General features: G+C 38.8%; 27 protein-coding genes. 6 read left to right on the forward strand and 21 right to left on the reverse strand.

Annotated features, from left to right (window positions below; genetic code table 11):
* Positions 1 to 24: 24 nt before the first annotated feature.
* The 17 genes from AB4J89_RS06040 to yceD form a co-directional block, all read right to left on the reverse strand.
* The gene (locus AB4J89_RS06040) at positions 25 to 924 is read right to left on the reverse strand and encodes a phosphotransferase (RefSeq protein WP_088493181.1); all 900 of its coding nucleotides are present in this window, start codon (positions 922 to 924) and stop codon (positions 25 to 27) included.
* Positions 902 to 1,492, reverse strand: coding sequence for a penicillin-binding protein activator LpoB (locus AB4J89_RS06045; RefSeq protein WP_088493182.1), 591 nt, complete (start codon positions 1,490 to 1,492; stop codon positions 902 to 904). The genes AB4J89_RS06040 and AB4J89_RS06045 overlap by 23 nt, the downstream gene beginning before the upstream one ends.
* Positions 1,493 to 1,509: 17 nt before the next feature.
* Positions 1,510 to 1,911: a YcfL family protein gene (locus AB4J89_RS06050; protein WP_311755211.1), complete on the reverse strand. Its 402-nt coding sequence runs from the start codon at positions 1,909 to 1,911 to the stop codon at positions 1,510 to 1,512.
* A gap of 39 nt (positions 1,912 to 1,950) precedes the next feature.
* Positions 1,951 to 2,301 carry a purine nucleoside phosphoramidase gene (gene hinT, locus AB4J89_RS06055; protein WP_036913377.1) on the reverse strand — a complete coding sequence of 117 codons (351 nt, stop codon included), beginning with the start codon at positions 2,299 to 2,301 and terminating at the stop codon, positions 1,951 to 1,953.
* A gap of 42 nt (positions 2,302 to 2,343) precedes the next feature.
* Positions 2,344 to 3,129, reverse strand: a complete 786-nt coding sequence (locus AB4J89_RS06060; protein WP_088493184.1) for a metal-dependent hydrolase — start codon at positions 3,127 to 3,129, stop codon at positions 2,344 to 2,346.
* 75 nt (positions 3,130 to 3,204) lie between these two features.
* Positions 3,205 to 4,188, reverse strand: coding sequence for a DNA polymerase III subunit delta' (holB, locus tag AB4J89_RS06065; RefSeq protein ID WP_368468538.1), 984 nt, complete (start codon positions 4,186 to 4,188; stop codon positions 3,205 to 3,207).
* Positions 4,185 to 4,832, reverse strand: a complete 648-nt coding sequence (tmk, locus tag AB4J89_RS06070; RefSeq protein WP_088493186.1) for a dTMP kinase — start codon at positions 4,830 to 4,832, stop codon at positions 4,185 to 4,187. The genes holB and tmk overlap by 4 nt, the downstream gene beginning before the upstream one ends.
* 2 nt (positions 4,833 to 4,834) lie before the next feature.
* The gene (gene mltG, locus AB4J89_RS06075; RefSeq protein ID WP_368468541.1) at positions 4,835 to 5,857 is read right to left on the reverse strand and encodes an endolytic transglycosylase MltG; all 1,023 of its coding nucleotides are present in this window, start codon (positions 5,855 to 5,857) and stop codon (positions 4,835 to 4,837) included.
* 17 nt (positions 5,858 to 5,874) lie between these two features.
* Positions 5,875 to 6,702 carry an aminodeoxychorismate lyase gene (pabC, locus tag AB4J89_RS06080; protein WP_368468543.1) on the reverse strand — a complete coding sequence of 276 codons (828 nt, stop codon included), beginning with the start codon at positions 6,700 to 6,702 and terminating at the stop codon, positions 5,875 to 5,877.
* A gap of 133 nt (positions 6,703 to 6,835) precedes the next feature.
* On the reverse strand, positions 6,836 to 8,077 hold the full coding sequence (gene fabF / locus AB4J89_RS06085; protein ID WP_311755210.1) for a beta-ketoacyl-ACP synthase II: 1,242 nt from the start codon (positions 8,075 to 8,077) through the stop codon (positions 6,836 to 6,838).
* Between the two features lie 74 nt (positions 8,078 to 8,151).
* The gene (gene acpP / locus AB4J89_RS06090) at positions 8,152 to 8,388 is read right to left on the reverse strand and encodes an acyl carrier protein (RefSeq protein ID WP_004247087.1); all 237 of its coding nucleotides are present in this window, start codon (positions 8,386 to 8,388) and stop codon (positions 8,152 to 8,154) included.
* Positions 8,389 to 8,545: 157 nt separating this feature from the next.
* The gene (gene fabG, locus AB4J89_RS06095) at positions 8,546 to 9,280 is read right to left on the reverse strand and encodes a 3-oxoacyl-ACP reductase FabG (protein WP_088493190.1); all 735 of its coding nucleotides are present in this window, start codon (positions 9,278 to 9,280) and stop codon (positions 8,546 to 8,548) included.
* A gap of 8 nt (positions 9,281 to 9,288) precedes the next feature.
* Positions 9,289 to 10,221 (reverse strand): ACP S-malonyltransferase, encoded by a 933-nt coding sequence (gene fabD / locus AB4J89_RS06100; RefSeq protein WP_368468547.1) that lies wholly within the window; start codon positions 10,219 to 10,221, stop codon positions 9,289 to 9,291.
* A 19-nt stretch (positions 10,222 to 10,240) separates the two neighbouring features.
* Positions 10,241 to 11,194, reverse strand: a complete 954-nt coding sequence (locus AB4J89_RS06105) for a beta-ketoacyl-ACP synthase III (protein ID WP_088493192.1) — start codon at positions 11,192 to 11,194, stop codon at positions 10,241 to 10,243.
* Between the two features lie 4 nt (positions 11,195 to 11,198).
* Positions 11,199 to 12,236 (reverse strand): phosphate acyltransferase PlsX, encoded by a 1,038-nt coding sequence (plsX, locus tag AB4J89_RS06110; RefSeq protein WP_368468549.1) that lies wholly within the window; start codon positions 12,234 to 12,236, stop codon positions 11,199 to 11,201.
* Positions 12,237 to 12,260: 24 nt separating this feature from the next.
* A complete protein-coding gene (rpmF, locus tag AB4J89_RS06115; protein WP_006537252.1) occupies positions 12,261 to 12,431 on the reverse strand; it encodes a 50S ribosomal protein L32 in 171 nt (56 codons plus the stop codon).
* Between the two features lie 5 nt (positions 12,432 to 12,436).
* Entirely contained in the window at positions 12,437 to 12,970 is a 534-nt protein-coding gene (gene yceD / locus AB4J89_RS06120; RefSeq protein ID WP_036937758.1) for a 23S rRNA accumulation protein YceD, read from the reverse strand.
* 141 nt (positions 12,971 to 13,111) lie between these two features.
* On the opposite strand from yceD, the gene AB4J89_RS06125 reads away from it, so the two are divergent.
* Both AB4J89_RS06125 and AB4J89_RS06130 read left to right on the forward strand, forming a co-directional pair.
* A complete protein-coding gene (locus AB4J89_RS06125; protein ID WP_088493194.1) occupies positions 13,112 to 13,711 on the forward strand; it encodes a nucleoside triphosphate pyrophosphatase in 600 nt (199 codons plus the stop codon).
* A 46-nt stretch (positions 13,712 to 13,757) separates the two neighbouring features.
* On the forward strand, positions 13,758 to 14,159 hold the full coding sequence (locus tag AB4J89_RS06130; RefSeq protein ID WP_088493195.1) for a hypothetical protein: 402 nt from the start codon (positions 13,758 to 13,760) through the stop codon (positions 14,157 to 14,159).
* Positions 14,160 to 14,263: 104 nt separating this feature from the next.
* Here AB4J89_RS06130 and rluC read toward each other — a convergent pair whose 3' ends face one another.
* The gene (gene rluC / locus AB4J89_RS06135) at positions 14,264 to 15,217 is read right to left on the reverse strand and encodes a 23S rRNA pseudouridine(955/2504/2580) synthase RluC (protein ID WP_088493196.1); all 954 of its coding nucleotides are present in this window, start codon (positions 15,215 to 15,217) and stop codon (positions 14,264 to 14,266) included.
* A gap of 531 nt (positions 15,218 to 15,748) precedes the next feature.
* Here rluC and rne point away from each other — a divergent pair.
* The gene (rne, locus tag AB4J89_RS06140) at positions 15,749 to 19,201 is read left to right on the forward strand and encodes a ribonuclease E (protein WP_368468553.1); all 3,453 of its coding nucleotides are present in this window, start codon (positions 15,749 to 15,751) and stop codon (positions 19,199 to 19,201) included.
* A gap of 178 nt (positions 19,202 to 19,379) precedes the next feature.
* On the opposite strand, the gene tmaR is transcribed toward rne, so the two are convergent.
* Both tmaR and AB4J89_RS06150 read right to left on the reverse strand, forming a co-directional pair.
* Complete coding sequence (tmaR, locus tag AB4J89_RS06145) at positions 19,380 to 19,718, reverse strand: PTS system regulator TmaR (RefSeq protein ID WP_036937771.1); 339 nt, start codon at positions 19,716 to 19,718, stop codon at positions 19,380 to 19,382.
* A gap of 256 nt (positions 19,719 to 19,974) precedes the next feature.
* The gene (locus AB4J89_RS06150; protein ID WP_088493198.1) at positions 19,975 to 21,237 is read right to left on the reverse strand and encodes an MFS transporter; all 1,263 of its coding nucleotides are present in this window, start codon (positions 21,235 to 21,237) and stop codon (positions 19,975 to 19,977) included.
* A 255-nt stretch (positions 21,238 to 21,492) separates the two neighbouring features.
* On the opposite strand from AB4J89_RS06150, the gene AB4J89_RS06155 reads away from it, so the two are divergent.
* The 3 genes from AB4J89_RS06155 (at position 21,493) to sbcB (ending at position 24,094) form a co-directional block, all read left to right on the forward strand.
* Positions 21,493 to 21,906 (forward strand): VOC family protein, encoded by a 414-nt coding sequence (locus tag AB4J89_RS06155; RefSeq protein ID WP_088493199.1) that lies wholly within the window; start codon positions 21,493 to 21,495, stop codon positions 21,904 to 21,906.
* Positions 21,907 to 21,939: 33 nt separating this feature from the next.
* Positions 21,940 to 22,530, forward strand: coding sequence for a LysE family translocator (locus AB4J89_RS06160; protein ID WP_088493200.1), 591 nt, complete (start codon positions 21,940 to 21,942; stop codon positions 22,528 to 22,530).
* Between the two features lie 133 nt (positions 22,531 to 22,663).
* Positions 22,664 to 24,094, forward strand: a complete 1,431-nt coding sequence (sbcB, locus tag AB4J89_RS06165) for an exodeoxyribonuclease I (protein WP_368468557.1) — start codon at positions 22,664 to 22,666, stop codon at positions 24,092 to 24,094.
* A gap of 67 nt (positions 24,095 to 24,161) precedes the next feature.
* Here sbcB and dld read toward each other — a convergent pair whose 3' ends face one another.
* The gene (gene dld, locus AB4J89_RS06170; RefSeq protein ID WP_088493203.1) at positions 24,162 to 25,922 is read right to left on the reverse strand and encodes a D-lactate dehydrogenase; all 1,761 of its coding nucleotides are present in this window, start codon (positions 25,920 to 25,922) and stop codon (positions 24,162 to 24,164) included.
* Positions 25,923 to 26,043 lie beyond the last annotated feature (121 nt).

Genomic DNA, 26,043 nt, shown 5'->3' on the forward strand with positions numbered 1-26,043 from the left:
TGTAATTATGACAAGATAATGTCTTTAATTCGTCAGACTGAAATAGCGACGTAAAGGTTCAGACATTATTAAAAATGATCCATCTTTTGTTTGTTGCCAACGAACTTCATACCACATTAGCATCATATAAAAAATGAATGGCTCTCTTGAAAGAATACGCTTTCTCAACGCCTTCACAGAATAAACATCCGTCTCTTTGGGTTGAGCATAATGGCAATGATACGAACAATAATAATCTAAAAACATATTTTGCTGTGATTCATTGAGTTGATTTGTTGCAAAGAACGTCATCAACGAATCCGCTGTATCAATATCGGCGGCATATTCCCAATCGATAAATTTTATACCGGAATCACTAAGAAGAATATTCTCAACATGCAAATCCATGTGAGCAGGCGCGTATTTTATGAGATTGCATCGCGGTTGGCGTAAAAAATGTTGTTGTAAGTGTAGCCATTTAGCAGATAAACGTTTTCTATCAATATGCTGCCAATAAACTAATAACTCATGATTTAAGTTGAGGGGGAAACCTAACGGCGAGTGTTGATGAAGTATAGCTATTTTTTCAGCCAGCGGTTTTAAATAAGTACTAAAGAGTGCTTGGTGGGTTAAATGTTCGCCCTGTAACCAATAAAGAAAAAACCACGCTTTATAACGGGTGGCAACTTTAGGTGATAAACCCGATCCTGAAAGCTGTTTTAAAATAGCGTATTCTTTTCTTCCATGTACATAAAGCGCTTTTTTTTCATCACCATAATAGCGAGCAACCCAATCTATATCTGCGCATTGCACGCGAAAAGCGCCACCACCTGATCCTTCTAATGCCGTAATTTTCCATTTGCTTAATGCCGTTGCAGGGAAAAGCGCTTGCAAGGCATTAAGCAAACTTGAGTAGTGCGGATCACTCAACCTTATGGCGTCCATTCCAAAGAATTTCACCAGAAGAAACTGACATTAACTGCATACTGATCACACGATTATCTTTTTTACCATCAACTGTTGAGAATAAAATATAATCAGCTTTCAAATAACGGGCTAAACCAATCGCTGCACTACGAAGACCTAAACTATCCTCACCGGATAAACCAAGGGCTTTTCGTGCTGACATCATTTGTGTATAAGGCACGGTTTGCAATGCACTAATACTATTAACTGATTCAATAATGGTATTGGTTGCATTTACCGCTTGGATATTCCCACCTGAATTATTTTTAACGTTATCAACAACGATAAGCTTACCCGCTTCTAAATCACCAGTAACCGCCATTTCTCTAATTAAAGGTGTGACGGCAGCATTCCAATTAATACTCGTGATTTTAGGTGGCGTTGGTACGATTTCAATTGGTGGCTCTATGGGTTTAGGCGGCTCGACTGGCTCGGTAGGCGTAACTGGACCAATAGGTTCAATTGGTACTGGCGGTTGTTGTGGCAACATGGATGGACAACCTGCTAATAAAAACACAGACATCGCCACAAATAGAACTCTTTTCATGCTCGCGTTACCTTATCCTAAGTAAAGAGATAAACTCTGACATAACTAATGGTTTTATCTGGTATATCACCACTAATTTCGATATCACCATCACCAAGAATAGTCACATCATTTACATTCCCAGCAGGGGAAACTTCAAGCCCTTGTTCGTTATACCAATAAAAACGATAGCGAATAGAGACAGGGTAAGATTGTGTATTTGATAACATGACTGTCGCTTTTGTGCCATTAGCATGGTGTTCAATGGTTGGCTGACCCGCAACAACGCCCACAACTAATACCGAAGGCTCCATAATAATAGCCTGCTGACGATTGAAGTAGAGTTTATTATCCGAATGAGATGATAAACATCCAGAGAGTAATGTCGTCATAAACACAGCGATAAGTAATGAGTAAACTGTCTTACCTTGTCTCATCATGTATTACTTCCTGTTATCCTGCTGTTAGCATTATATCCATTATTGGCTTAATAGTGGTCCTAATGGTTTTCCGCCAAGCAAATGCATATGAATATGGAAAACTTCTTGTCCACCATGTTTATTGCAGTTCATCACCAAGCGATAACCATCTTCAGCAATGCCTTCTTGTTGTGCAATTTTTGCAGCAACAACAAAAAGGTGTCCTAATACTTGCTCATCTTCCGCAGTAACATCATTTACAGTAGGAATAAGTTTATTAGGAATAATTAAAATATGAGTGGGTGCTTGAGGTGAGATATCACGAAATGCGGTCACTGTATCATCTTGAAAAACGATATTAGCTGGAATTTCACCACGAATAATTTTACTGAAAATTGTTTCTTCTGCCATTTCCATCACCTTATTATTTATTTTAATTCCTGATTAATTCTATTAAGCAGGTAAGTTTTGAATATGAAAGAGCTTAGCAAAGTTACGCGTTGTTTGTTGCGCTAACTCTTCAACACTCACCCCTTTTAAGACTGCCATATATTCTGCAACATCACGGACATAAGCCGGTTGATTTTCTTTTCCGCGATGAGGAACTGGCGCTAAATAAGGAGAGTCTGTTTCGACTAAAATTCTATCAAGAGGAACGATACGAGCTGCCTCTCTGATTTGTTCAGCATTTCTAAATGTCACAATGCCGGAAAAAGAGATATACATTCCAAGATCAAGTAATGCTGTTGCAGTCTCTTTATCTTCTGTAAAGCAATGCAGAACACCGCCACAATCTTGAACTTTTTCTTCTTTTAAAATAGATAATGTATCTTCGCGAGCACTGCGTGTATGCACAATAACGGGTTTATTAACTTGGCGTCCAATACGAATATGCTCACGGAAAATTTCACGTTGCAGTGCCGCATTTTCTTGTTGGTAATAGTAATCTAACCCGGTTTCGCCTAAAGCCACAACATCAGGTGCAGCAGCTAAACGTGCTAATTCCTCAACATCATGGCCTTCATCTAAATTTAAAGGATGTATCCCACAAGAAAAGGCAATATTGTCACGTTTGCCGATTAGCTCACGCATACTCTTAAAACCCGGTAATGTGGTTGCTACTGCTAACATATATTGAACATCACGCTGCTGTGCTTTTTCGACAACATCATCAATATTTTCATGTAATTTTTCATAATCTAAGCAGTCGAGATGGCAGTGTGAATCAACTAAAAACATAACTTACTCTCATTTATTTGGTACAACTTATAGGTGTTTTTTATTACAGCTAAATCATAATTAATATATAGCTAATTAATTTTTTGTGGCTAGCTGATTTTCCCAATCTAGCAGTTGTTCTACTAGTAATAATTCTCTATTTAATGCTGGAATGGTCATTAACTGATAACGACACTGTTTCCATCCATCAATAGTGGATAATAAAATATCCGAAGGCCATTGTGATAACGCCATAATCAATGCTTGCTGATCTTGGTTCACACAGTATGTCTGTGCATTAGTTTGGTATTTTAATGCATCAAGTAGCAGTGATAACAACCAATATAGGCGATGCTCGGCATTATCTTGATTTAATTGTGGCAGAAATGCATATAAATCACGTTGTTGTATGCTGGTGTATAACGCTTGGCAAAAAGTTTCTCTTTCTTTCCACTCATCTTTCAATAATGAAAGCGCTAAAATCGGAGCATTCTGCGATAAATTCAATGCTGTCACACTATTCGCATAAGGTACGTTTGGTACTTGTTGCTGTAACCAGTGCGTTGCATGTTGAAGATCCGGCGTTGCTAAATGGTAATAGAAACAACGGCTACGCAATGTCGCTAATAAAACCTCTGGTTGCTGACAGTTCAGTAAAAAATAGGTGTTTTTAGGTGGCTCTTCCAACGTTTTGAGTAATGCATTTGCAGCAGCTTCTGTTAACGCTTCAACGTCTTTTATCCAAACTACTCTAAAACCACTTTGCTGAGCATGATGCTCCAGCTTTTCCGTGACTTTTCTTACTGCTTCAATACCAATCGAGGTCTTACCCTTTTCACTCTGTAAAACATGCCAATCAGGGTGTGTTTCAGCAAGCATCAATCGACAGCTATGGCATTCATTACAACTTTTTAATCCCTGTTTATTCTGGCACATTAACCAACGACTTACCCCATAAGAGAGTGCTTCGCCTCCCATGCCTTCTATCGCATGTAAAAGCAAGGCATGATGACCACGCCCTTCTTGATACATGCTAATAAGTTGTCGATATGCCTGATTTAGCCAAGGATACCAATTCATAGTGATTTATTTTCCTGCTGAACTAGCCATGTTGTTAATGTTTGACGAATATCTGCTTGTACTTTTTCAATCGCTTGAGAGGCATCTATCGTAATAATGGAATCATCATCTTTAGCCAATGCTTGATAACGTTCGCGAGTACGATAAAAGAAATCCATTGATTCTTTTTCAATTCGGTCTAGCTCTCCTCGAGCACGCGCTCTGGCAAGACCAATAGCAGGATCTAAATCAAGATATAAGGTTAAATCAGGGCGAAAATCACCAAGGACAGTATTACGAAGTGACAACATAAGATCTTTATCTAAGCCACGTCCGCCGCCTTGATAAGCTTGTGAAGAGAGATCATGTCTATCACCAATAACCCATTTACCATCTGCAAGTGCAGGTTTTATCACGTTTTCTATAAGCTGAACACGTGCTGCGTATAGCATCAACAATTCTGCTTTATCCGTGACTTTTTCACCTTCAATACCTTGTTTGATAAGTTCACGTAATTTTTCGGCAAGCGGTGTTCCACCCGGTTCACGCGTAAAGGCTAGATTAGTGATACCTTTATCTTTTAGGGTATCAATAACCGTTTGGATCGCACTGGTTTTTCCAGCGCCTTCAAGTCCTTCAATTACAATAAATTTACTGTTGTTCATAATTATCTTTGTTGTAAGCGTCGATATTGTGCGACGGCTTTATTATGTTCATTGAGTGTGGTTGAAAATTTATGACCACCTGTTCCATCTGCAACAAAATAGAGATAACGAGTATCCGCTGGATGTGCAGCAGCTCTAATTGAAGCTACACCCGGCATTGCTATTGGTGTTGGTGGTAAGCCATCAATTTGATACGTGTTATAAGGTGTGTAACCATTTAAATCACTACGATAAATCGTGCCTCTATATTTATCACCTAAACCATAGATGACCGTTGGGTCAGTCTGTAATCGCATATTAGTTTTTAATCGATTAACAAAAACAGACGCGACTTTTGTTCTTTCAGCATCAATACCCGTCTCTTTTTCAATAATTGATGCCATGATAAGCATTTCATAAGCCGATTTATACGGTAAATCACTATCGCGTTTAATCCACTCTTCTTCTAATGTTTTTTCCATTTGCTGGTAGGCACGTTTTAAAATTGCGACATCTGTCGTACCCGCTGTGTAATGGTATGTATCTGGTGCAAACCAACCTTCTAGATTAGAAATCTCAGGTTTTATTCCTATTTCTTGACGTAACTTATCGCTATCCATTGTGTGTGCAACAGCAGCAAGCTGAGGCGCTTGCTCAAAAATAGCTTGCCAATCCTTTAAGCGACTTCCTTCAATAAAACGGATAGAGAATTGAGCTTCTTTACCACTTTTGATAAGTAGTAAAACATCCTGCAATGTCATCCCTTTTGTTAAACGATAAGTACCTGCTTTAAATTGGCTTAATTCTGGTTTAGCTTTTAATAAAACCTGAAAATAATCCCCTTCATTAAGCAAATTATTTTTTATTAAGAGTTGCTCCATGGCAATACGCCCTGTTCCTGCTGGCACAGTCAGTAGCATTTCATCTTGTTTTACAACAATATTTTCTTCTAGACCTCGAATATGTTGCATCATATACAATGCAACTGCACCAAGGCTAATCAGTAAGGCAAAAAAAACTATCCATACTATTTTTTTTATCTTCATTTATAACTCATTAAATTCTATTTAAGTGACAAACTGTGTTGTAAAACAACATGATAATAATCTCTACTAGGATATTGATAGCACTTATCATCTGAAAAAGTGATTTGTGAAACGGGGATCACTGGCATCAACGCATTTGTTAACCATATTTCATCAGCCTGATAAAGTGTTTCAGGCTTTTCTCTCACAATATCAATTTTCCAATGATTTTTTTGAGCTAATTGAACAATGGATTGACGCATAATGCCATTTACCCCTGAATTAGTCAGATTTGGCGTAAAAAACCTATTTCCTTTACGCCAAAAAAGATTCGCCGCATTAGCTTCAACTAAATATCCTTCATTATCACACACTAAAACATCATCAAATTCTGTTTTTTCTAAATGGTATTTGATAAGGACTTGTTCTAGACGATTAAGATGTTTGATGCCAGCCAACAAAGGGTTTTGTCCTAAGGTAACTGGACTGATACCAAGCGATACACCTTCGCTTTGCTGGTGAAGATAATGGGTAGGATAAGATGATAGTGACATTATTACCGTCGGCGTTAGAAATCCATTGGAGGAATATCCTCGTCCACCATAACCACGACTAATAATAATCTTAATAACACTTTTTATTTGAGCCAGAGAAGCGACATCAATGATCTGCTTTTTAAGTTCAGACCAATTAGGATGCGGTAAAAAAAGCGCGTTACAACCTTGTTTTAAGCGATTTATGTGTGCAGATAATAAAATGGGATCACCCTGATCAACAGCAAGTGTTGTGAAACAGCCATCCCCAAACTGTACTGCTCGATCACTGGCATCTACATTTTGTTGCTGTTGTCCATTTACCCAATACATCTAACACACCTTACATCTATGTTATTGATATCAATCTGCACATGATAAAACAACTAGCAGTAAAAGGACAAAATAAAAGACCCAGAATAATCCTGGGCCTTTAGGTATTTTTCAACTTTCTACAAAAAACGGCTTATACGCGTTTAAAGAGAATTGAACCATTAGTACCACCAAAGCCGAATGAGTTACACAGAGCATATTCCATGTTCTCAACTTTACGTGCTTTATGTGGAACAAAATCAAGATGACAATTTTCGTCTTGATTATCTAGGTTAATTGTTGGAGGTACGATTTGATCACGCAGTGAAAGGATAGTAAAGATAGACTCAATTGCACCCGCAGCACCTAATAAGTGACCTGTCATAGATTTTGTTGAGCTAACTAATACATCAGTGCCTTTACCAAATACGTTTTCTACCGCTTGTGCTTCAGCAACGTCGCCTGCATTTGTTGATGTGCCGTGTGCGTTGATATAACCCACAACTGATGAGGCAATACCTGCATCTTTTAGTGCGTTTGTCATCGCCAGCGCACCGCCTTCGCCATTTTCTGCTGGTGAAGTCATGTGGTAAGCATCACTGCTCATACCAAAACCAACCACTTCCGCATAAATTTTAGCGCCACGGTTTTTAGCGTGTTCGTATTCTTCAAGAACAAGAACACCTGCACCATCACCTAATACAAAACCATCACGCTCTTTATCCCATGGACGGCTAGCCGCTTGAGGATTATCGTTACGTGTTGATAATGCACGAACAGCACCAAAGCCACCCAAACCTAATGGTGTGGTTGCTTTTTCGGCACCGCCTGCCAGCATTGCATCTGCATCACCATAAGCGATAATACGTGCAGCATGTCCAATATTATGAACACCTGAAGTACACGCTGTTGCGATAGAGATTGTAGGGCCACGAAGACCATACATAATGCTTAAATGCCCTGCAACCATGTTAATGATGGTTGAAGGTACAAAGAATGGGCTAATTTTACGAGGGCCACCATTCATCATAGATGTATGGTTTTCTTCGATAAGGCCTAAGCCACCAATACCAGAACCAATAGCAGCTCCGATACGACTTGCATTGGCTTCTGTTACTTCAAGACCTGAATCCGCAATGGCCTGCACACCTGCTGCAATACCATATTGAATGAAAAGATCCATCTTACGCGCGTCTTTACGCGAAAGATTATAATCTTCGTGATTGAAATCTTTTACCAATCCAGCGAATTTAGTCGCATGATGACTGGTGTCAAAATCTTCGATAAGGCCGATACCACTCTGTCCGGCACACACCGCTTCCCAAGAAGCTTCTGCGTTATTACCGACAGGAGATAACATGCCTAGTCCGGTCACAACTACACGACGCTTAGACACGCTTATCCTCCAAGGAGGGAAAAAGTTTAGGATTAAAAATATAGGCGGTCGAGTGACCGCCTAGATTAGCAAGCTTATTTGCCTGCGTTTTCAACGTAATCAATAGCAGCTTGAACTGTAGTAATTTTTTCTGCTTCTTCGTCTGGGATTTCGATATCGAATTCTTCTTCCAGAGCCATTACCAGCTCAACTGTGTCAAGAGAATCAGCGCCTAAGTCATCAACAAATGAAGCTGAATTTACAACTTCTTCCTCTTTAACACCCAGTTGTTCAACAATGATTTTCTTAACGCGTTCGTCGATAGTGCTCATACTATTAAATTTCCTATCAAAACTCGCTTGCGCGATGATTTTCTTAGTTTATAAATACAGGAAAAGATCTAACCAATCCCGACTGTGTGGACTACTTTATTCGCTATATTTTGCATTATATTGTACGCAAAAAGCAAATATAAAGACGTCCCCATAATTAGATCATGTACATGCCACCATTGACATGCAATGTTTCACCCGTGATATAGCTTGCTTCATCAGAAGCTAAGAAAGCTACAGCACTGGCAATCTCTTTGGCATCACCTAAACGGTTAGCAGGAACTTGAGATAAAATACCTGCTCTTTGGTCATCTGTTAATGCTCTAGTCATATCAGTTTCGATAAAGCCAGGAGCAACAACATTCACCGTAATGCCACGGGAAGCAACTTCGCGTGCTAATGATTTACTAAAACCAATCACACCCGCTTTTGCCGCCGCGTAGTTTGCCTGTCCTGCGTTACCCATGGTTCCAACAACAGAACCAATGGTAATTATACGACCATGACGTTTTTTCATCATAGCACGCATAACTGCTTTAGACAGACGGAAGACTGATGAAAGATTAGTGTCAATGATATCTTGCCACTCATCATCTTTCATGCGCATCAACAGGTTATCACGAGTAATACCTGCATTATTGACCAAAATATCAATTTCGCCAAATTCAGCACGCACATCTGCTAAAAATTTTTCGATAGAGTCGTTTTCTGTGACGTTTAACACAAAACCCTTACCCTTACCGTCTAAATATTCGCTGATAGCTTGCGCACCGTTTTCACTCGTTGCTGTACCAATTACTGTCGCACCGCGTGCAACTAAATCTTCTGCAATCGCACGGCCAATACCACGGCTTGCACCAGTAACTAGCGCTATTTTTCCGTCAAATCCCATGAGATCCCTCAGTCATTTCCTAATGCAACATCTAATGACGCAATATCATTAACTGCTGCAGCGTTCATTTCTTTAGAAATACGTTTTGTTAAGCCAGTTAATACTTTTCCTGGCCCGATTTCTAATAGTTGTGTGATGCCTTTTTCAGCAATAAGTTCAACCGTTTCAGTCCAGCGAACTGGATTATAAAGCTGGCGAACTAACGCATCACGGATTGCATTTGCATCAGTTTGCGCTATCACATCAACATTATTAACGACCTGAATTTCAGGTTGTTTAAATTCAATTTCTTGTAATGCAACCGCAAGCTTATCAGCAGCTGGTTTCATTAAAGCACAGTGAGAAGGCACACTTACCGCTAATGGTAAAGCACGTTTAGCACCTGCTTCTTTACATAACACACCAGCACGTTCTACGGCTTCTTTGTTACCCGCAATAACAACTTGGCCTGGTGAGTTAAAGTTCACAGGCGAGACAACTTGTCCTTGTGCTGCTTCTTCACAGGCTTTTGCAATAGCGTCATTATCTAAACCAATAATCGCATACATTGCACCAGTACCCGCAGGTACGGCTTCTTGCATCAGTTTGCCGCGTAATTCTACTAGTTTAATTGCAGCAGCGAAATCAATAACACCTGCACACACTAAAGCAGAATACTCGCCAAGACTGTGACCTGCCATCATTTGTGGCATTTTGCCTTGTTTTTCTTGCCATACACGCCAGATAGCAACAGAAGCTGCTAATAATGCTGGCTGTGTTTTCCAGGTTTTGTTTAGCTCTTCTTCTGGGCCATTTTGAACTAAGTCCCAAAGAGAATAACCCAATACATCAGATGCTTGAGCAAATGTTTCAGTCACAATTGGATATTGCTCTGCAAGTTCTGCAAGCATTCCAACAGTTTGTGATCCCTGTCCGGGAAAAACCATTGCAAAATCAGTCATGTTTATTTTCCTGATAATATTAAAAACGGATAAGTGCAGAACCCCAAGTAAAACCGCCACCAAACGCTTCGAGTAAGATTAACTGACCACGTTGAATGCGATTATCTCTTACAGCCTCATCTAATGCTGTTGGGACTGATGCTGCTGACGTATTGCCATGGCGATCTAATGTCACCACTACTTTATCCATTGTCATATCCAGCTTTTTCGCTGTCGCTGAAATAATTCTTAAATTTGCCTGATGAGGCACAAGCCAGTCCAGTTCAGATTTATCAATTTTGTTAGCTTCAAGTGTCTCATCCACAATGTGGGCAAGTTCACGAACTGCGACTTTAAATACTTCATTTCCTGCCATAGTAACGTAAGCAGGTAAATCGTCATTTTCTCTACTCTGATAAGGTAATGCTAATAGATCACCAAAACGTCCATCAGAATGTAAATGGGTAGAGATAATGCCTTCTTCTTCTGATGCACCAACAACCACAGCACCTGCTGCATCACCAAATAGAATAATCGTGCCACGATCTTCAGGATCTAAAGCGTGAGATAATCTGTCAGCACCAATAACCAGTGCTTTTTTAACAGAACCTGCTTTAATAAATTGATCCGCAATACTTAATGCATAAACAAAACCTGAACATGCAGCCGCAACATCAAAAGCAATACAATCATTAATACCTAGTGCATTTTGAATTTGGCAAGCCGCGCTTGGAAATGCGTGTGAGCCAGATGTAGTTGCAACAATAATCAATCCAATGTCTTGCTTATCAATACCTGACATCTCTAATGCTTTTTCGCCAGCACCCGCACCCATCACGGCAACAGTTTCTTCTTCTGCTGCAATTCGACGTTCATGAATACCCGTTCTGGTAACAATCCACTCGTCAGATGTTTCAACCATTTTTTCTAAATCGGCATTAGTTCGCACTTGTACAGGCAAGTAACTACCAGTACCTAAGATTTTTGTATACATTCTATCAATCGCTCTTGGGTAATACTGTTGTCAGTCGTGAAGCAATTCGCTCTGGAATTTTTCGCTCAACGGCATGAACAGCCTGTTCTATTGCTGCTGTAAACGCGCTTTCATTTGCGCCACCATGGCTTTTAATGACGATACCGCGTAATCCTAACAGAGAAGCACCGTTATACTGGTCGGGGTTCATATGTCCAAAACGCTTAATTAGCCGTTTTTGTAACCACTTCTTCAATATTTTCATCCACCACGACGTTTTTTTGTTTTCGGTAGTAGAAGATTTAATCAATGAAAGGAAAACTCTGATAACTCCTTCCATCGTTTTAAGGGAGACATTACCTGCGAAGCCGTCACACACCAAAACATCAGTTTTGCCTGTCAGTAATTCATTACCTTCAACATAACCAATATAATTAATATTCGGTGTCGATTTTAATACCGTAGCAGCTTCGCGGATATTATCTAATCCTTTACTCTCTTCTTCACCAATATTTAAAAGCGCCACTTTCGGTGAATCAATCTCTGCTATCTCTTCGGCCATAACTGCGCCCATTACCGCAAACTGTACCAGCATTTGGCTATCACAATTAACGTTAGCGCCTAAATCCAGAACAACCGTCTTACCTTTTTTCTGATTAGGTAATACTGAAACCAGTGCAGGACGTTCAATTCCATCAATAGCATTAAGTCGAAGTTTTGCTAATCCCATCAATACGCCAGTATTCCCTGCACTTACACAAGCCTGTGCTTCCCCTGTTTTCACGAGATCAAGTGCCACTCGCATTGATGTGCCTTTACTTGCTCTAATAGCTTGTGAAGGTTTGGCATCATTGGCGACAATATGTTCTGCGGGTATAACTTGTAAACGGGAGATTAGCTCAGCATTTTGATTTGCAAGCAGAGGAGAGATAGAGTCTGGTTGACCTACCAGCAATATTTTTAAATGAGGATTAGATGCCAGCGCCCGCAAACAAGCAGGCACTGTGATGCGAGGACCGAAGTCCCCGCCCATCGCATCTAACGCTATGGTTAGATTTGTCAAGGTATCAACGAGCTATAAAGCTAATTACTTGTTGATAACCTTGCGGCCACGGTAGTAACCGTCAGCAGTTACATGGTGACGCAGGTGAGTTTCACCAGAAGTTTTGTCAACAGAAACTTGTGTTACTGTCAGTGCGTCATGAGAGCGACGCATACCGCGTTTAGAACGAGTTGGTTTGTTTTGTTGTACGGCCATTGACCTTACTCCTTAGTACTTTTCTTTAAACTGGCTAATACGGCAAATGGGTTTGGTTTCTCTGATAATTCTTCAGGGAGTTCACCAAACACCATATCCGCGTCGGACACTTCACAGTGTTCAAAATCATGTACCGGAACTACCGGCAAGTTGAGGATTATTTCATCTTCAATCATCGCCAGCAAATCTATTTCACCAAATTCGTTTACATCGACTGGTTCATATTCTTCCGGTAATGCCTCGGCCCGTTCATCACTGACAACAGGGCTAAAACAATATGTTGCGTGAACATGATACGGAAAATGGCCACCACAACGCTGACATTCTAAAGTCACATCCACATCGGAATGTCCTTTAATCACGGCAAGACGTTGATGGTCAATATCAAATGATAATGCCACATCAATATTACTGTCCACACTGACCACCGATTCAGCTAAGCGGCTTACTTGCTCTGGAGAATAATGACCGTCATAGTCTAAATTCTTTTGAGCTGCTCGCAGCGCATCAATGGTCAGGGGTAATTTTACCTTTTGCATAAGGCGCGCATATTATCTTTGTAATGGAATATAGTCAAAGAAAAAGGCGGGTTATCTACACCTTTCCACCAAAATTCGCTTTATCAGCGGCGCATAGTTTAGAATGTCAGGCATCATTTTGCTACGGATTTTAAAAAAAATATGTTGCCACTCGTTCTTGCGTCTACTTCACCCTTTCGAGCTCAGTTGCTGAAAAAGCTTGGAATGCCTTTTATACAGGCATCTCCAGAGATTGACGAAACCCCGATGCCCACAGAGTGTGCTCAAGATCTTGTCAGTCGCTTATCCTATGAAAAAGCCAGCGCTTTACAAGTAAAATTTCCACATCATCTTATAATTGGTTCTGATCAAGTTTGTGTGCTTAATAAAAAGATCACAGGGAAACCCCATAATTTTGATAATGCCTTCGCACAATTAAAACAAGCTTCAGGGCAATGTATCTCGTTCTACACCGGATTAACTGTATATAATAGCTTAACTTTAGAACATCAAACGCATTGTGAATTATTTCAAGTTTACTTTCGTCATTTAACTGATGAAGAAATTATCAGTTATTTAAATAAAGAAATGCCTTTCAATTGCGCCGGAAGTTTTAAATCTGAGGGACTAGGTATTACTCTATTTGATAAACTTGTTGGCGATGATCCAAATTCTTTAATTGGTTTACCACTTATCCGATTGAATAAAATGTTACTCTCGCAAAGAATAAACCCATTATTTTTCTCTGATGATCAAAAATAAATCTGATCATCTTATTTTTTAATCTTATGTAGCGATAAAGCGTATTATGAATAAATTAGCATCAGTCTTAACAGCTTTAGTGGTGGCAACAGCATTAGTGGGTTGTTCTGATGAAAAAGATACTGAAATTTCAACAACGAAAACAACTACTACTGCAAATACTATCCAAGACAGTGTGATTTCAGACAAAAAAGAGGACAACACATCCTTATTTAAAAAGAACTTTGTCAGTAGTTGCATATTAGGTTCTGGTATTACTGATGATGCGCTAATTCCTCAAATTGCCGAAGTGTGTGAATGCACTTACGACAATATTATTAAAAATTACGGAATAACAGAATTTATCCGTGTAGATATGGAAATGCGCAAAAACGGTTCAAAATCACTGCCTAAAGAGTGGGATATTGATAAAATTGTTGAGCAATGCATGACAAAAGTGGAAGGTTAATCCTATTTTCTATTCACTTTCTTTGTGATTTAAGAAAAACAATACGCCCAGCTAACTGGGCGCATTGGATATTCGGATTTTCTGTTGAAATGAAAATTTCAGACTTAAGATTTTTGACTACGTAATACTTGTAAGCAATGGCGTAACTGATTATCCATTGGTGCTTCAATTCGCATTTGTTCACCCGTTGAAGGATGAGTAAATGTCAAAGAACTTGCATGTAAAAATAGGCGCTTAAGTTTTGTTCCTACCAATTGTGCATCAAAGTCACGATCACCATAGCGATCATCAAATGCAATAGGATGACCTGCATGTAATGTATGCACACGAATTTGGTGTGTTCTTCCTGTCACAGGGCTTGCTTTCACAAGTGTGGCAAATTCAAAACGCTCTTCAACCTTAAAACGAGTCTCTGAAGGTTTTCCCTCATTACTCACTTTAACCACACGTTCACCACTTTGAAGAATATTTTTCAATAACGGAGCCTGAACAACTTTAGTATGAGATTGCCACTGACCACGAACTAAGGCTAAATAATCTTTTTGCATCTGTTTTAAGCGCAATTGCTCATGCAACGCACGCAACGCTGAACGTTTCTTTGCAATTAATAAAACACCCGATGTATCTCTATCAAGACGATGTACAAGCTCTAAAAAACGTGCTTCTGGACGCAAGGCGCGTAAACCTTCAATCACACCAAAGCTTAATCCACTTCCCCCATGCACTGCGGTTCCTGAGGGTTTATTGATGAGCATTAAGTGGTCATCTTCATATAAAATACAATCTGCCAATGCCGAGACTTTATCAAGTTTTGGTGATACAGCGATCTCTTCTTTTTCCGATACTCGCACAGGAGGAATACGAATGCTGTCGCCCGCATTGATTTTGTATTCAGGTTTAATTCGCCCTTTGTTAACTCGAACTTCTCCTTTTCGGATAATTCGGTAAATCATACTTTTTGGTACACCTTTCAAGCGTGCCAGTAAAAAATTATCGATACGCTGGCCTGCTTCATCGCCATCAATGGTGACGAACTGAACTTGATTAAATGATTTCATAGTGGCGATTCTTTGGCTCTCTTAAAATAAAAATTACAAACAACTTTATGGTGCACAAAATAACATCAATTCTGTCGTCTATTTTAACCTGAATAATGGGAAAAAGACGAAACATTAGCTAATCTCTCATATTTATACAGAAAAAGTCACCAAAGCAGAAAAGTCATCTTGCTATAACCCTAACACCAATGGAATAATGCAGACTCTCCTGATTATGTTTATCAGGTATATTTATGAAAATTTTGTTTGTTTGATTTTCAAAATGCAGCAATGGCGTAAGACATAGTCGAAAATCAAACAATTTAGTATGCCACAAATACATCGCTTATTGAGTTGAAACATTGTGTTCAATTAAAGAGTGCTGAATTTTTGAACTAAAAATCAGACTCACCGACATATTGCACCTCTATACAATCGACAACCGTGAGGTTGACGCATTTGTAAAAGACACGAGGTCATCGGTTATCAATAGTGTAATTACGTATGTTAGTGGCACATTATAAAACGTGAAAATAACGAGTAAGTCACAATATGAAAAGAATGTTAATTAACGCAACTCAGCAGGAAGAGTTGCGTGTTGCCCTTGTCGATGGGCAACGTTTGTACGATCTGGATATCGAAAGCCCCGGTCATGAACAGAAAAAAGCGAATATCTATAAAGGTAAAATCACTCGAATTGAACCCAGCTTAGAAGCCGCTTTTGTTGATTATGGTGCGGAACGCCACGGTTTCCTTCCTATCAAAGAAATAGCCCGCGAATACTTTCCTAGTAATTATCACTCCCATGGTCGTCCTAACATCAAAGATGTCTTAAAAGAAGGCCAGGAAGTTATTGTTCAAGTTGATAAAGAAGAGCGTGGTAATAAAGGTGCAGCGTTAACCACTTTTATCAGCCTTGCAGGAAGTTATTTGGTATTAATGCCAAATAATCCTCGTGCAGGTGGTATTTCTCGCCGTATTGAAGGTGAAGATCGTACTGAACTTAAAGAAGCTTTATCAAGCCTAGAAATCCCAGATGGTATGGGTCTGATTGTACGTACAGCCGGTGTTGGTAAATCAGCTGAAGCACTGCAACAAGACTTAAGTTATCGTCTAAGACACTGGGATGCTATTAAGAAAGCGGCAGAGAATCGCCCTGCACCCTTCTTAATCCATCAGGAAAGTAACGTAATTGTTCGCGCATTCCGCGACTACTTACGTCCTGATATTGGTGAAATCTTAATTGATAATGCAAAAGTCGTTGAAATGGCGCGTAGCCATATTGAAGCGATTGGCCGTGGTGATTTTGCTAGCAAAATTCGCCATTACACTGGTGCCGTTCCTCTATTTAGCCATTACCAGATTGAATCACAGATTGAATCTGCGTTTCAGCGTGAAGTTCGTCTTCCTTCTGGTGGCGCTTTAGTTATTGATACAACTGAAGCATTAACAGCGATTGATATCAACTCCTCACGCTCAACCCGTGGTGGTGATATCGAAGAAACTGCATTTAATACTAACTTAGAAGCGGCAGACGAAATTGCACGCCAATTACGTTTACGCGACTTAGGTGGTTTAATTGTTATCGACTTTATCGACATGACGCCTGTGCGCCATCAACGTGAAGTTGAAAACAGAATGCGTGAAGCTGTTCGCCAAGATCGTGCTCGCATTCAAATTGGACGCATCTCTCGCTTTGGTTTATTAGAGATGTCTCGCCAACGTTTAAGCCCTTCATTAGGTGAATCTAGCCATCACGTTTGCCCGCGTTGCTTAGGCACTGGTACTATTCGTGACAATGAATCACTGTCACTTTCTGTGTTACGTCTTATCGAAGAAGAAGCACTTAAAGAAAATACCCATGAAGTGCATGCGATTGTCCCTGTTCAAATCGCCTCTTATTTGCTTAACGAAAAACGTAAAGCGGTTACTGACATCGAGTTACGTCAATCTAATGTCAAAGTGGTTATTGTTCCTAATGACCAAATGCAAACCCCTCATTTCTCTGTTATTCGTGTACGTAAAGGCGAAGAGATCACCTCTCTGAGCTACAACTTAGCGCAATTCCATGAAAGCCAGTTAAATGAAGCTGAAGACGATGTTGTTACAGAGCGTAAAGCGCCTGAACAACCTGCTATTTCAGCCTTTGGGTTACAAGAAGAACCTGTTGCTGAAACAGTAAAAAACAAAAAGGCACCTCAACCTCAAGCTAAACCTGCTACAGCAGAAGAAGCTCAAGGTACCGGTTTCTTTGCTTCTATTGCAAAATTCTTCTCTAACTTATTTGGTAGTGAACCAGAGCCTGCGGTAGCACAAGAAAAACCACAGGAAAACAAGAAAGAGAATAACGACAACCGTCGTGATCGTCGCAATAACAATAATCGACGTAACAATAATAATCGTCGTGACCGCGATAATGATCGTAATCGTGATAACGCGAATAACGAAGACAATCGCAAGAATCGCAATCAAAAACCACAAACGACTCCAACAAGTGAAGTTAGTAGTGAACAAGAGATTGCAGAACGCGAAGCTCGTCGCCAACAGCGTCGTGAACAACGTGCTGAACAACGTCGTCGTCAAGAAGAAAAACGCCAACAGCAACAAGAAGCGGCTAAAGCTCAAGCAGCTCTTTCTGAAAATGATGCTGTTGCAAAAGATAGTGCTGATGAGAAGAAAGAAGAACCTCGTCGCCCTGCGATGCAACGCCGTAATCGTCGTCAATTAACACAATCTGTACGTGTGACAGACAATGATAATGCATTAGCCGTTGTACCTGTTGCAGCCGAAAAAGCGGTTTCTGAACCACCTGTTGCAACTACACAAACTAAAGTTGCGCCAACTGAAAAACCAGCACCTAAAGCAGTTGCTGTTGCGAAAGTTGAAGCAAATGAAGCACAAGTTGTAAAAGCATTACCTGATGCAACTAAATCACAAGATGACAATAAAAACGAAGATAATAACGGGCAAGATAATGTTATGCCTCGTCGTTCTCGTCGTTCACCTCGTCATTTACGTGTAAGTGGTCAACGTCGCCGTCGTTATCGTGATGAGCGCACATTAACAGTATCACCAATGCCTCTGGCAATGGCGGTTGCTTCTCCTGAGCTGGCTTCAGGTAAAGTCTTCATTCGCTACCCAATCACACCGGTAAGTGATGCACCATTTATTGAGAATAATGATGAAAACAGCAATGATGTTTCTGTTGGAAACCACATTATTACTCATAAAGATCCGCAAATGGTAGCTATTGCACCGGCGGTTTCAGAAGCTATTGTTGCTGATATTGCACAGACAGAAACCACTGAATCAACTTATTCTGTCACAGTCAGTACTGAATCAACCACAGAAGCTGTCGCTGAAATTGTTGCAGTAGTAGAGCCACAAACTGTGCCTGTTGAAACTAACGTTATCAGTGATGTAATCAATGAAGTGAATACAGAAGAGCATGTTACTCGTAAAGAGAATATTTCAGCGGTATTGAATACCACTGAAGCTTACATGCATGAAACTTCACAACAAACTGAAACAAATATCGCGCTAGAAGAAATTGCACAAGATACGGTTGTAGCAGTAGAAAGTGAAACATCAACGCCTGAACCTCAACCTGTTGAAGCAGTAGTTGCAACTGAAGAAACTGTTGAACAACACAAAGAAGTTGTTGTTGAAACTGTTGCAGCCCCTGTCGTTGAAGCTATCGTTGAAGCTGCCGTTGAAAGTCAGCCAGAAGAAAGCGCAGCCCCTGTTGTGGAAGTTGAAGCAGTAACAGAGAGCAAACCAACTGAAGTCGTTATTCGTCAAGAGCCTGTTGTAGTTGCACGCCAACTACATGCAAGTTCACCAATGACAAAAGCGCCAGCCGCTGATGAAACGCCTGTGGCAATTGAAATCAAAGCATGGGAAGCACGCCCTGCTTTTGATAAGAAAGGCCGCTCAGGTGCCGGTGGACATTGTTCTACTAACCACGCTTCTTCAGAAATGACGAAAGCTGAAAGCCAAAATTGATAATAAGGTGTTATTAAGAATATCTTGATAATACTTCTAAATTGAGAACCCACTTTTTAGTGGGTTCTTTTTTTGGTAACTGCTAACCAATTAACTGCGTATTTATAAAGCCAAAAATAAGATAAAAAAAAGCCCCTGAATATTCAATTCAGAGGCATTTAATTTCTTAGCGAAACAATCAGTCTTTTAGATCAGGCAGGTTTTTAATTTCACCCATCGCTTTTAACTGCTTAGATAATTCACGGCGCTCTTTAGACAGATCGGCATTTTTAATAATGTAATCGTCAACACGATCGTCATAGTCACTGCGCATATTAGCAATAATGCCCAGTACATCTTCAATCGACATACCTGGTTTAATATATTCACTTAAGTTGTCTAACAAAAGAACACGTTTTTGGTTATCACGGATCTTTTTCTCATTGTCAGTGATCTCACGACGGATTTTGTTCTTACGACGATACATACGCACAAACTCCAGTACGTTTTGGAAAGACGGCTTGTTTGCGTTATCCATTTCCTACACCTTTACAATTGATATTTAAGATAAATAGTTCTGTTTAAGATTATCGCTTAATCGTGTCAATAAACAAGCAAAGTTTACAAATTTAATTGATTTTGCTTAATTAACAATTGATTAGGATGATATGCATTAATAAATATAGTCAACATTCTTTAACCCGTAAATGTTCACTTAATTAATGATAAAAAAATGGCTACACATTTTCACTGGTAGCCAAAATCGACACTACAAAAGATAAATTAATGAGCGATTAAATAGGTTGTGCTTTGTTTTGATCTTCATGTTGTAGACCATCAAGTGGTAATAATGCTTTCGCATCTGAACGTAAAAACATAGCAGAAAGAAGTGTTGTTCCTATCACCATACATCCCATCACCATATAGGTTGGTGCAAAACCATAATGATCATAACCATAACCAGCTAATGGAGATAATAATGTTGCAACAATAGAACTCACACATTGGAAACCGACTAAATAAAGTGTTGAAGATAAACGTTTATCAAAGTGTTGACTGTTATATTTAAAAATTGAAATCAATAAAATCGGTAACTCAACGGCATGTAATAACTTCATACAAGAGATCAAAACAGGTCCTTCAACTAATCCTGAGCCAATAATACGTGCAGCCATAACACTGCTTGCTAGTAATAAACCATTTTTAGCACCTATTCTATTTACAAGGAAAGGTGCGATAAACATACCACCAGCTTCTAAGAATACCTGCAATGAATTCAGATATCCGTACATCTCATTCCCCTGCTGTAAGGTCGCAAATTGTGATGAGAAAAAGACTGGAAACTGTTGGTCATAAACGCCATAAACACAGGTACCAATAACAAATAGAATAAGTGCCCAAAAACGAGGTAATGAAAGTAAATTCAGTGCGTCTTTGAGGGTAATCGCTGATGTTTTTCCATGCTCTAATTGATTAAATGCATCTGATTTATCGGTTTTTAATAGTGCTAAAAGAATTAAGAACACAACACCAGAAATAGAAGCCATCACAAAATTGTAATTAGGATCGATATTTATATTGTGTCCAGCAATAAATGTTGCTGATGCCCAACCTAACGATCCCCACATTCTCGCCCTACCGTATTCAAAGCCACGAATACGACTAACACGCTCTGTATATGACTCTAATACGCCAATACCCGCATTAAATGTCATACCAACATATAAGCCCCCTAAAATGGAGCCAACAAAAATATTCCAACGTAGTATTGATGCGAAACCTAGAAAAAATGGCCCAGAAAGAATAAGTAATACTGCGATCACTAATAACAAATTCTTTCTTAATCCTAATTTATCTTGAATAAAGCCATATAAAGGTTGAGCACATAACGCAATCAGAGAAATTGCAGAGAATATTAATCCAGTATCAGTCGCTTTTAATCCTACATACTGATTTAACCAAATAGAAACTAATGAAAATGATGAAGACCAGGTAAAAAAGAAGAAAAATAACAGCGCACTTAAGATCGCATAGTATTTTTTTGAGTCTTTATTCATTGGTTAAGCGCCTTATTAAAGTCATTCCACCCTTAAATGTTAACGTTAACTTTTAAGTTAACAAACAATTTTATCGCTTTAATGTGACATAAAGCACATAAGTTAACGTTAACAATTTGAGTTATGTGTTCTAGATCTACTTTTATCTTTTATTATCATTATTCATAGTAAAAAGCACAAATAGGTATCATATAATCCATTTCATTTAATTTCCTTTGCTAAAATAGCTGTATCTTTCATCATTCACTTAAAGCCATGCTAACTGATTTAAACCACCTAACACTCGCAGTCAATAATGTGAATAAAAGCTTTGCCTTTTATACTGAGATATTAGGTTTTAAGCCTTTTGCTTTATGGGATAATGGCGCTTACCTACAACTGGGCGGATTATGGTTATGTTTATCTCACGATAAACGCCACATTACTGAAGACAGTGATTACACCCATTATGCTTTCAGTTTATCTGCAAATAATTTTGAAACCTTTAAACAACATCTTCTGTCTTATGGCATTACTGCATGGAAAGAAAATAAAAGTGAAGGTGATTCATTCTATTTTTACGATCCTGACCATCATAAGCTTGAAGTCCATGTGGGTGATTTAAAAAGTCGCTTAAAAGCTTGTCGTCAACATCCCTACTCTGGTATGCAATTTTTCGACGAAGATTAAAAAAGTATAAGGACTAATAGCTAAGATAATACTATGGATATATTGGGTTTTATTATTACCTTACTGCCTATCATTATCTCGCCGGGAGCAAGCTTTACAATTGCTTTAGATAACACCCTGACCTATGGTGTAAAAGGGTTATTAATCACGATTGTAGGCACCGCATTAGGCATTATTACTCACGGGCTTTTGGTTGGATTGGGAATAACCAAGCTCTTAGTTTCGTCCCCTTCTGCTTTTATGGTGTTAACCATCCTTGGTAACTTGTATCTAATTTATCTTGGAATTTCACTGATATACTCAGGATTAAAAGCGGCTAAAAACACCACTATTATTCATCAAAAAGCCTCTATTAAAACCGCTTATATTGCTAATGTGCTTAACCCTAAAGCAATTATGTTATATCTCGTGGTTGTTTCCAGCTATGCAGGAGCAACACCAACATTAGCTAATTATCTAGCCTTATCTTCTATCCATATTTTAATGATGAGCATCTGGTTGATTGCTTGCTGTGGTTTTATTTTATTGTCATCACAAAAAATCAATATTGTTACCATGAAAAAAGTAATCAATATTAGTGGTGGTACACTCTTACTCGTCCTTACTGCAACACCCTATATTTAAACACTACATAAGTGCACTTTGATCTGACATTTCACGTTTACCACGTTATGGTTTACCATAGTCTTAATTAAACCCAATACAACCCATTGAGTAATGATTTAAAAAATCATCAATAAATTTACGGTAGGAAACCTTGTCTAATTCAGCGAAAACGCCCACATTTTACATCCATGACTACGAAACCTTTGGCACTAACCCAGCCTTAGATCGCCCAGCTCAATTTGCAGGTATAAGAACCGACATGGATTTCAATATTATTGAAGATCCTCTCGTTATTTATTGCAAACCTAATGATGATTATCTACCTCATCCAGAAGCCGTGATGATCACCGGAATAACACCACAAATTGCGGCAAAAAATGGGGTAATTGAAGCTGAATTTACTCGTCAAATTCATCAAGCTTTTAGCCAGCCTAATAGCTGTATTATGGGTTATAACAACCTTCGTTTTGATGATGAAGTCACTCGCAATATCCTTTATCGTAATTTTTATGATCCTTATGCTTATAGCTGGCAAAAAGGAAATTCGCGTTGGGATTTACTTGATGTTTTACGTGCCTGTTATGCACTGCGTCCTGAAGGTATTGTTTGGCCTGAAAATGAAGACGGTTTTCCAAGTTTCCGTTTAGAGCTATTAACCAAAGCCAACGGCATTTCTCATGAAAATGCCCATGATGCAATGTCTGATGTTTATGCCACCATTGCGATGGCAAAAAAATTAAAACAAGCTCAACCACGTATGTTTGATTATTTCTTTAATTTACGTGATAAACGCAAAGTGCAGGCGCTAATTGATATTCCCTCAATGACACCGATTGTGCATGTTTCAGGTATGTTTGGTGCCTCGCGTTCTAATTTAAGCCTTGTTGCCCCATTAGCGTGGCATCCTGATAATCGTAATGCGGTTATTGTTTGTGACTTAGCCGCAGATATATCTCCTTTATTAACCCTTGACTCAGACCAATTACGTGAGCGTTTATATACACCACGTAGTGAATTGTCAGTTGATGAGCCACCAGTTCCAATTAAATTACTGCATATTAATAAATGCCCAATTGTGGCACCGCAAAATACATTAAGACAGCAAGATGCAGATAGAATTGGTTTAGATGTTGATATTTGTTTAAAAAATCAAGCGATCTTATTTTCTCATCCTGAAATACGTAATAAAGTTGTGGAAATATTTGTTCAGCAAACACCTTTTGCTGTATCCGATAATGTTGATTCACAAATTTATAATGGTTTCTTCAGTGAAAATGATCGTAGTGCGATGGAGATCATTCGCTCAACACAACCACAGAATTTACCCGCTTTAGATTTAACGTTTGAAGATGCGAGAATGGAACCTCTGTTTTTCCGTTATCGTGCAAGAAATTACCCTTCAACGCTTAATTATGATGAACAACAACGTTGGTTGGCGCATAGAAAAGAGATGTTAACGCCAGAAAAACTAACCGAGTATATTAATACCATCCAGTTATTAGCTGAAGAACATGCTGATAACGAGGAAAAATTAAAACAGCTACAAGAGCTTTATTTATATGCTCAAGAGATTGCGAGTTAATTAATAAGATAAAAGGCAGGTTTCATCCTGCCTTTCTTTTTAATTTAATAAGCGCGATATAAAACTATTATTCTTTATTCTCTGCATTCGCATCATTATGAGTACGTCCACAACCACACTCTTCACCCCAATATTTTAATTTTGAGGTTTTACCAATACCTGGGTTCATACTATTGGTTGGATCGTTATGTTTATAGAATGCTTTTAACTGAGGCTTAGCATAATACATATGACCCACGTTATGCTCTGCGGGATATTCTGCTCCACGTTGATCTAATAACGCCAGCATTTCTGCTTTTAGTGCCTTAGCATCAACACCTTTTTTAATAATGTAATCTTGATGCATAACGTGACACATAAAATGCCCACAATAGAGTTTATAAAGTAATTTACTCTCTATTTCAGGTGGTAATTTTTCAAACCAATCTTTGTCATTACGACGCAATGCAATATCTAATGGCAACACATCTTCTACGTCATTAATATGAACGGCATGATAACGGACAGCAGCACCTGCGGCGGCAAAACGATGCAAGAAGGCTTTATTTCCTTCTTCTTCAGTACATTCAAAATAATCGCCTGATGCTGTTTTAAAGTATTCTTTTAAATAAGTGGCAGCTTCTTCAATGCCACCATCTGCCATTCTTAGCATAAGATGATGTTCATATTTATCACGAAAATCTGTCATACGCTCTGGTAAATGAGCAGGCCATAATTTGCTCATAAATTGCATGGTTCTATCTACCATGTTTTTAGGTAAAAAAGGCACTTTATTTAATACCGCATCTACTCGCCCTTTTACGGCAAATAATATTGGCATTTTATCTGTGCCTAATTTATCAATCACCAAAAACGTATCTTTTCCATACACTTCAGCCATTTTATAATAGCTTCTATGCATATATTCCCCAGCAACAGGTAGCTTTTTAAAATGGCTTAAAATATGACGACGAATATCTTCGAGTTCGTCCGGATTATTAGTACCAATATAAAAAACCTGAGTGCGATGATCTGCTGGAAAAGTATCTAATCTCACAGCAAATACAGATAATTTTCCTGCGCTTCCAGCAGCTTCATATAAACGGCGTTCGTCATTATTAAAACGAGATGGTGTATTAGCATCAACATCACGTATACGCTCATGATATTCATGGTCAGAAGCTAATTTTTCTGTCGTTTGTATCTGTTTTTCATGATAATGACGATTATCTAAATTAGTTAATATTTCTTCTGGCGTTTCGCCTAAATCAATACCTAAATGGTTAACTAATTCAGCTTCACCTTTTTCATTAACACGAGCATAAAGTGATAATTCGGTATAAGCAGGTCCACGACGAACTAAAGCACCACCTGAGTTATTACAAATTCCGCCTATTACCGATGCACCAATACAAGATGATCCAATAACAGAATGAGGCTCACGACCTAATGGCTTTAATACTTTTTCTAAATGCCATAACGTACTGCCAGGAAAAGCGATAACTTGATTATGCTCTGAGAGAACCTGTATTTTATCTTGACGTAATGTACTAATAATCACGATATCTCTATCATAATCATCACCATTAGGTGTCGAGCCTTCTGTTAATCCAGTATTCGCCGCTTGCATAATAATAATTTTATCGGCTTCAACACAGGTTTTAAAAACTCGCCATTGTTCTAATAAATTAGCGGGAAAGACAACGGCTAATGCCTTACCTTGTCCTGAACGAAAACCTTTACGATAACGTTCTGTTTTATGTGCTTGTGTTAGTACCTGCTTTTTACCAACAATACCTTCAAGTTTACGAATAAAATGTTGATTTACAGAACTATTACTCTCATTCATTTTCCCTATCCTATTCCTGTCATGTCTGATTAATCTTTTATTTGCCCATTTTTATTATTACTCATAAGACTATGTGCAAAATATAAACTTATCATTTATGTAACTACTTTTATACAGCTAT

The organism is Proteus sp. STS61-E (assembly GCF_040932335.1).
GTDB lineage: Bacteria > Pseudomonadota > Gammaproteobacteria > Enterobacterales > Enterobacteriaceae > Proteus > Proteus mirabilis_B.

What these genes read in the sequence shown, in the direction of transcription:
- fabD (WP_368468547.1), bottom strand. Translation starts at nt 10,221, where the DNA reads ATGACTGATTTTGCAATGGTTTTTCCCGGACAGGGATCACAAACTGTT.
- AB4J89_RS06060 (WP_088493184.1), bottom strand. Translation starts at nt 3,129, where the DNA reads ATGTTTTTAGTTGATTCACACTGCCATCTCGACTGCTTAGATTATGAA.
- mltG (WP_368468541.1), bottom strand. Translation starts at nt 5,857, where the DNA reads ATGAAGATAAAAAAAATAGTATGGATAGTTTTTTTTGCCTTACTGATT.
- AB4J89_RS06040 (WP_088493181.1), bottom strand. Translation starts at nt 924, where the DNA reads ATGGACGCCATAAGGTTGAGTGATCCGCACTACTCAAGTTTGCTTAAT.
- fabG (WP_088493190.1), bottom strand. Translation starts at nt 9,280, where the DNA reads ATGGGATTTGACGGAAAAATAGCGCTAGTTACTGGTGCAAGCCGTGGT.
- tmaR (WP_036937771.1), bottom strand. Translation starts at nt 19,718, where the DNA reads ATGGATAACGCAAACAAGCCGTCTTTCCAAAACGTACTGGAGTTTGTG.
- AB4J89_RS06155 (WP_088493199.1), top strand. Translation starts at nt 21,493, where the DNA reads ATGCTAACTGATTTAAACCACCTAACACTCGCAGTCAATAATGTGAAT.
- hinT (WP_036913377.1), bottom strand. Translation starts at nt 2,301, where the DNA reads ATGGCAGAAGAAACAATTTTCAGTAAAATTATTCGTGGTGAAATTCCA.
- AB4J89_RS06050 (WP_311755211.1), bottom strand. Translation starts at nt 1,911, where the DNA reads ATGATGAGACAAGGTAAGACAGTTTACTCATTACTTATCGCTGTGTTT.
- AB4J89_RS06150 (WP_088493198.1), bottom strand. Translation starts at nt 21,237, where the DNA reads ATGAATAAAGACTCAAAAAAATACTATGCGATCTTAAGTGCGCTGTTA.
- rpmF (WP_006537252.1), bottom strand. Translation starts at nt 12,431, where the DNA reads ATGGCCGTACAACAAAACAAACCAACTCGTTCTAAACGCGGTATGCGT.
- yceD (WP_036937758.1), bottom strand. Translation starts at nt 12,970, where the DNA reads ATGCAAAAGGTAAAATTACCCCTGACCATTGATGCGCTGCGAGCAGCT.
- rluC (WP_088493196.1), bottom strand. Translation starts at nt 15,217, where the DNA reads ATGAAATCATTTAATCAAGTTCAGTTCGTCACCATTGATGGCGATGAA.
- acpP (WP_004247087.1), bottom strand. Translation starts at nt 8,388, where the DNA reads ATGAGCACTATCGACGAACGCGTTAAGAAAATCATTGTTGAACAACTG.
- AB4J89_RS06105 (WP_088493192.1), bottom strand. Translation starts at nt 11,194, where the DNA reads ATGTATACAAAAATCTTAGGTACTGGTAGTTACTTGCCTGTACAAGTG.
- AB4J89_RS06045 (WP_088493182.1), bottom strand. Translation starts at nt 1,492, where the DNA reads ATGAAAAGAGTTCTATTTGTGGCGATGTCTGTGTTTTTATTAGCAGGT.
- AB4J89_RS06130 (WP_088493195.1), top strand. Translation starts at nt 13,758, where the DNA reads ATGAATAAATTAGCATCAGTCTTAACAGCTTTAGTGGTGGCAACAGCA.
- pabC (WP_368468543.1), bottom strand. Translation starts at nt 6,702, where the DNA reads ATGTATTGGGTAAATGGACAACAGCAACAAAATGTAGATGCCAGTGAT.
- AB4J89_RS06125 (WP_088493194.1), top strand. Translation starts at nt 13,112, where the DNA reads ATGTTGCCACTCGTTCTTGCGTCTACTTCACCCTTTCGAGCTCAGTTG.
- rne (WP_368468553.1), top strand. Translation starts at nt 15,749, where the DNA reads ATGAAAAGAATGTTAATTAACGCAACTCAGCAGGAAGAGTTGCGTGTT.
- tmk (WP_088493186.1), bottom strand. Translation starts at nt 4,832, where the DNA reads ATGAACAACAGTAAATTTATTGTAATTGAAGGACTTGAAGGCGCTGGA.
- holB (WP_368468538.1), bottom strand. Translation starts at nt 4,188, where the DNA reads ATGAATTGGTATCCTTGGCTAAATCAGGCATATCGACAACTTATTAGC.
- AB4J89_RS06160 (WP_088493200.1), top strand. Translation starts at nt 21,940, where the DNA reads ATGGATATATTGGGTTTTATTATTACCTTACTGCCTATCATTATCTCG.
- dld (WP_088493203.1), bottom strand. Translation starts at nt 25,922, where the DNA reads ATGAATGAGAGTAATAGTTCTGTAAATCAACATTTTATTCGTAAACTT.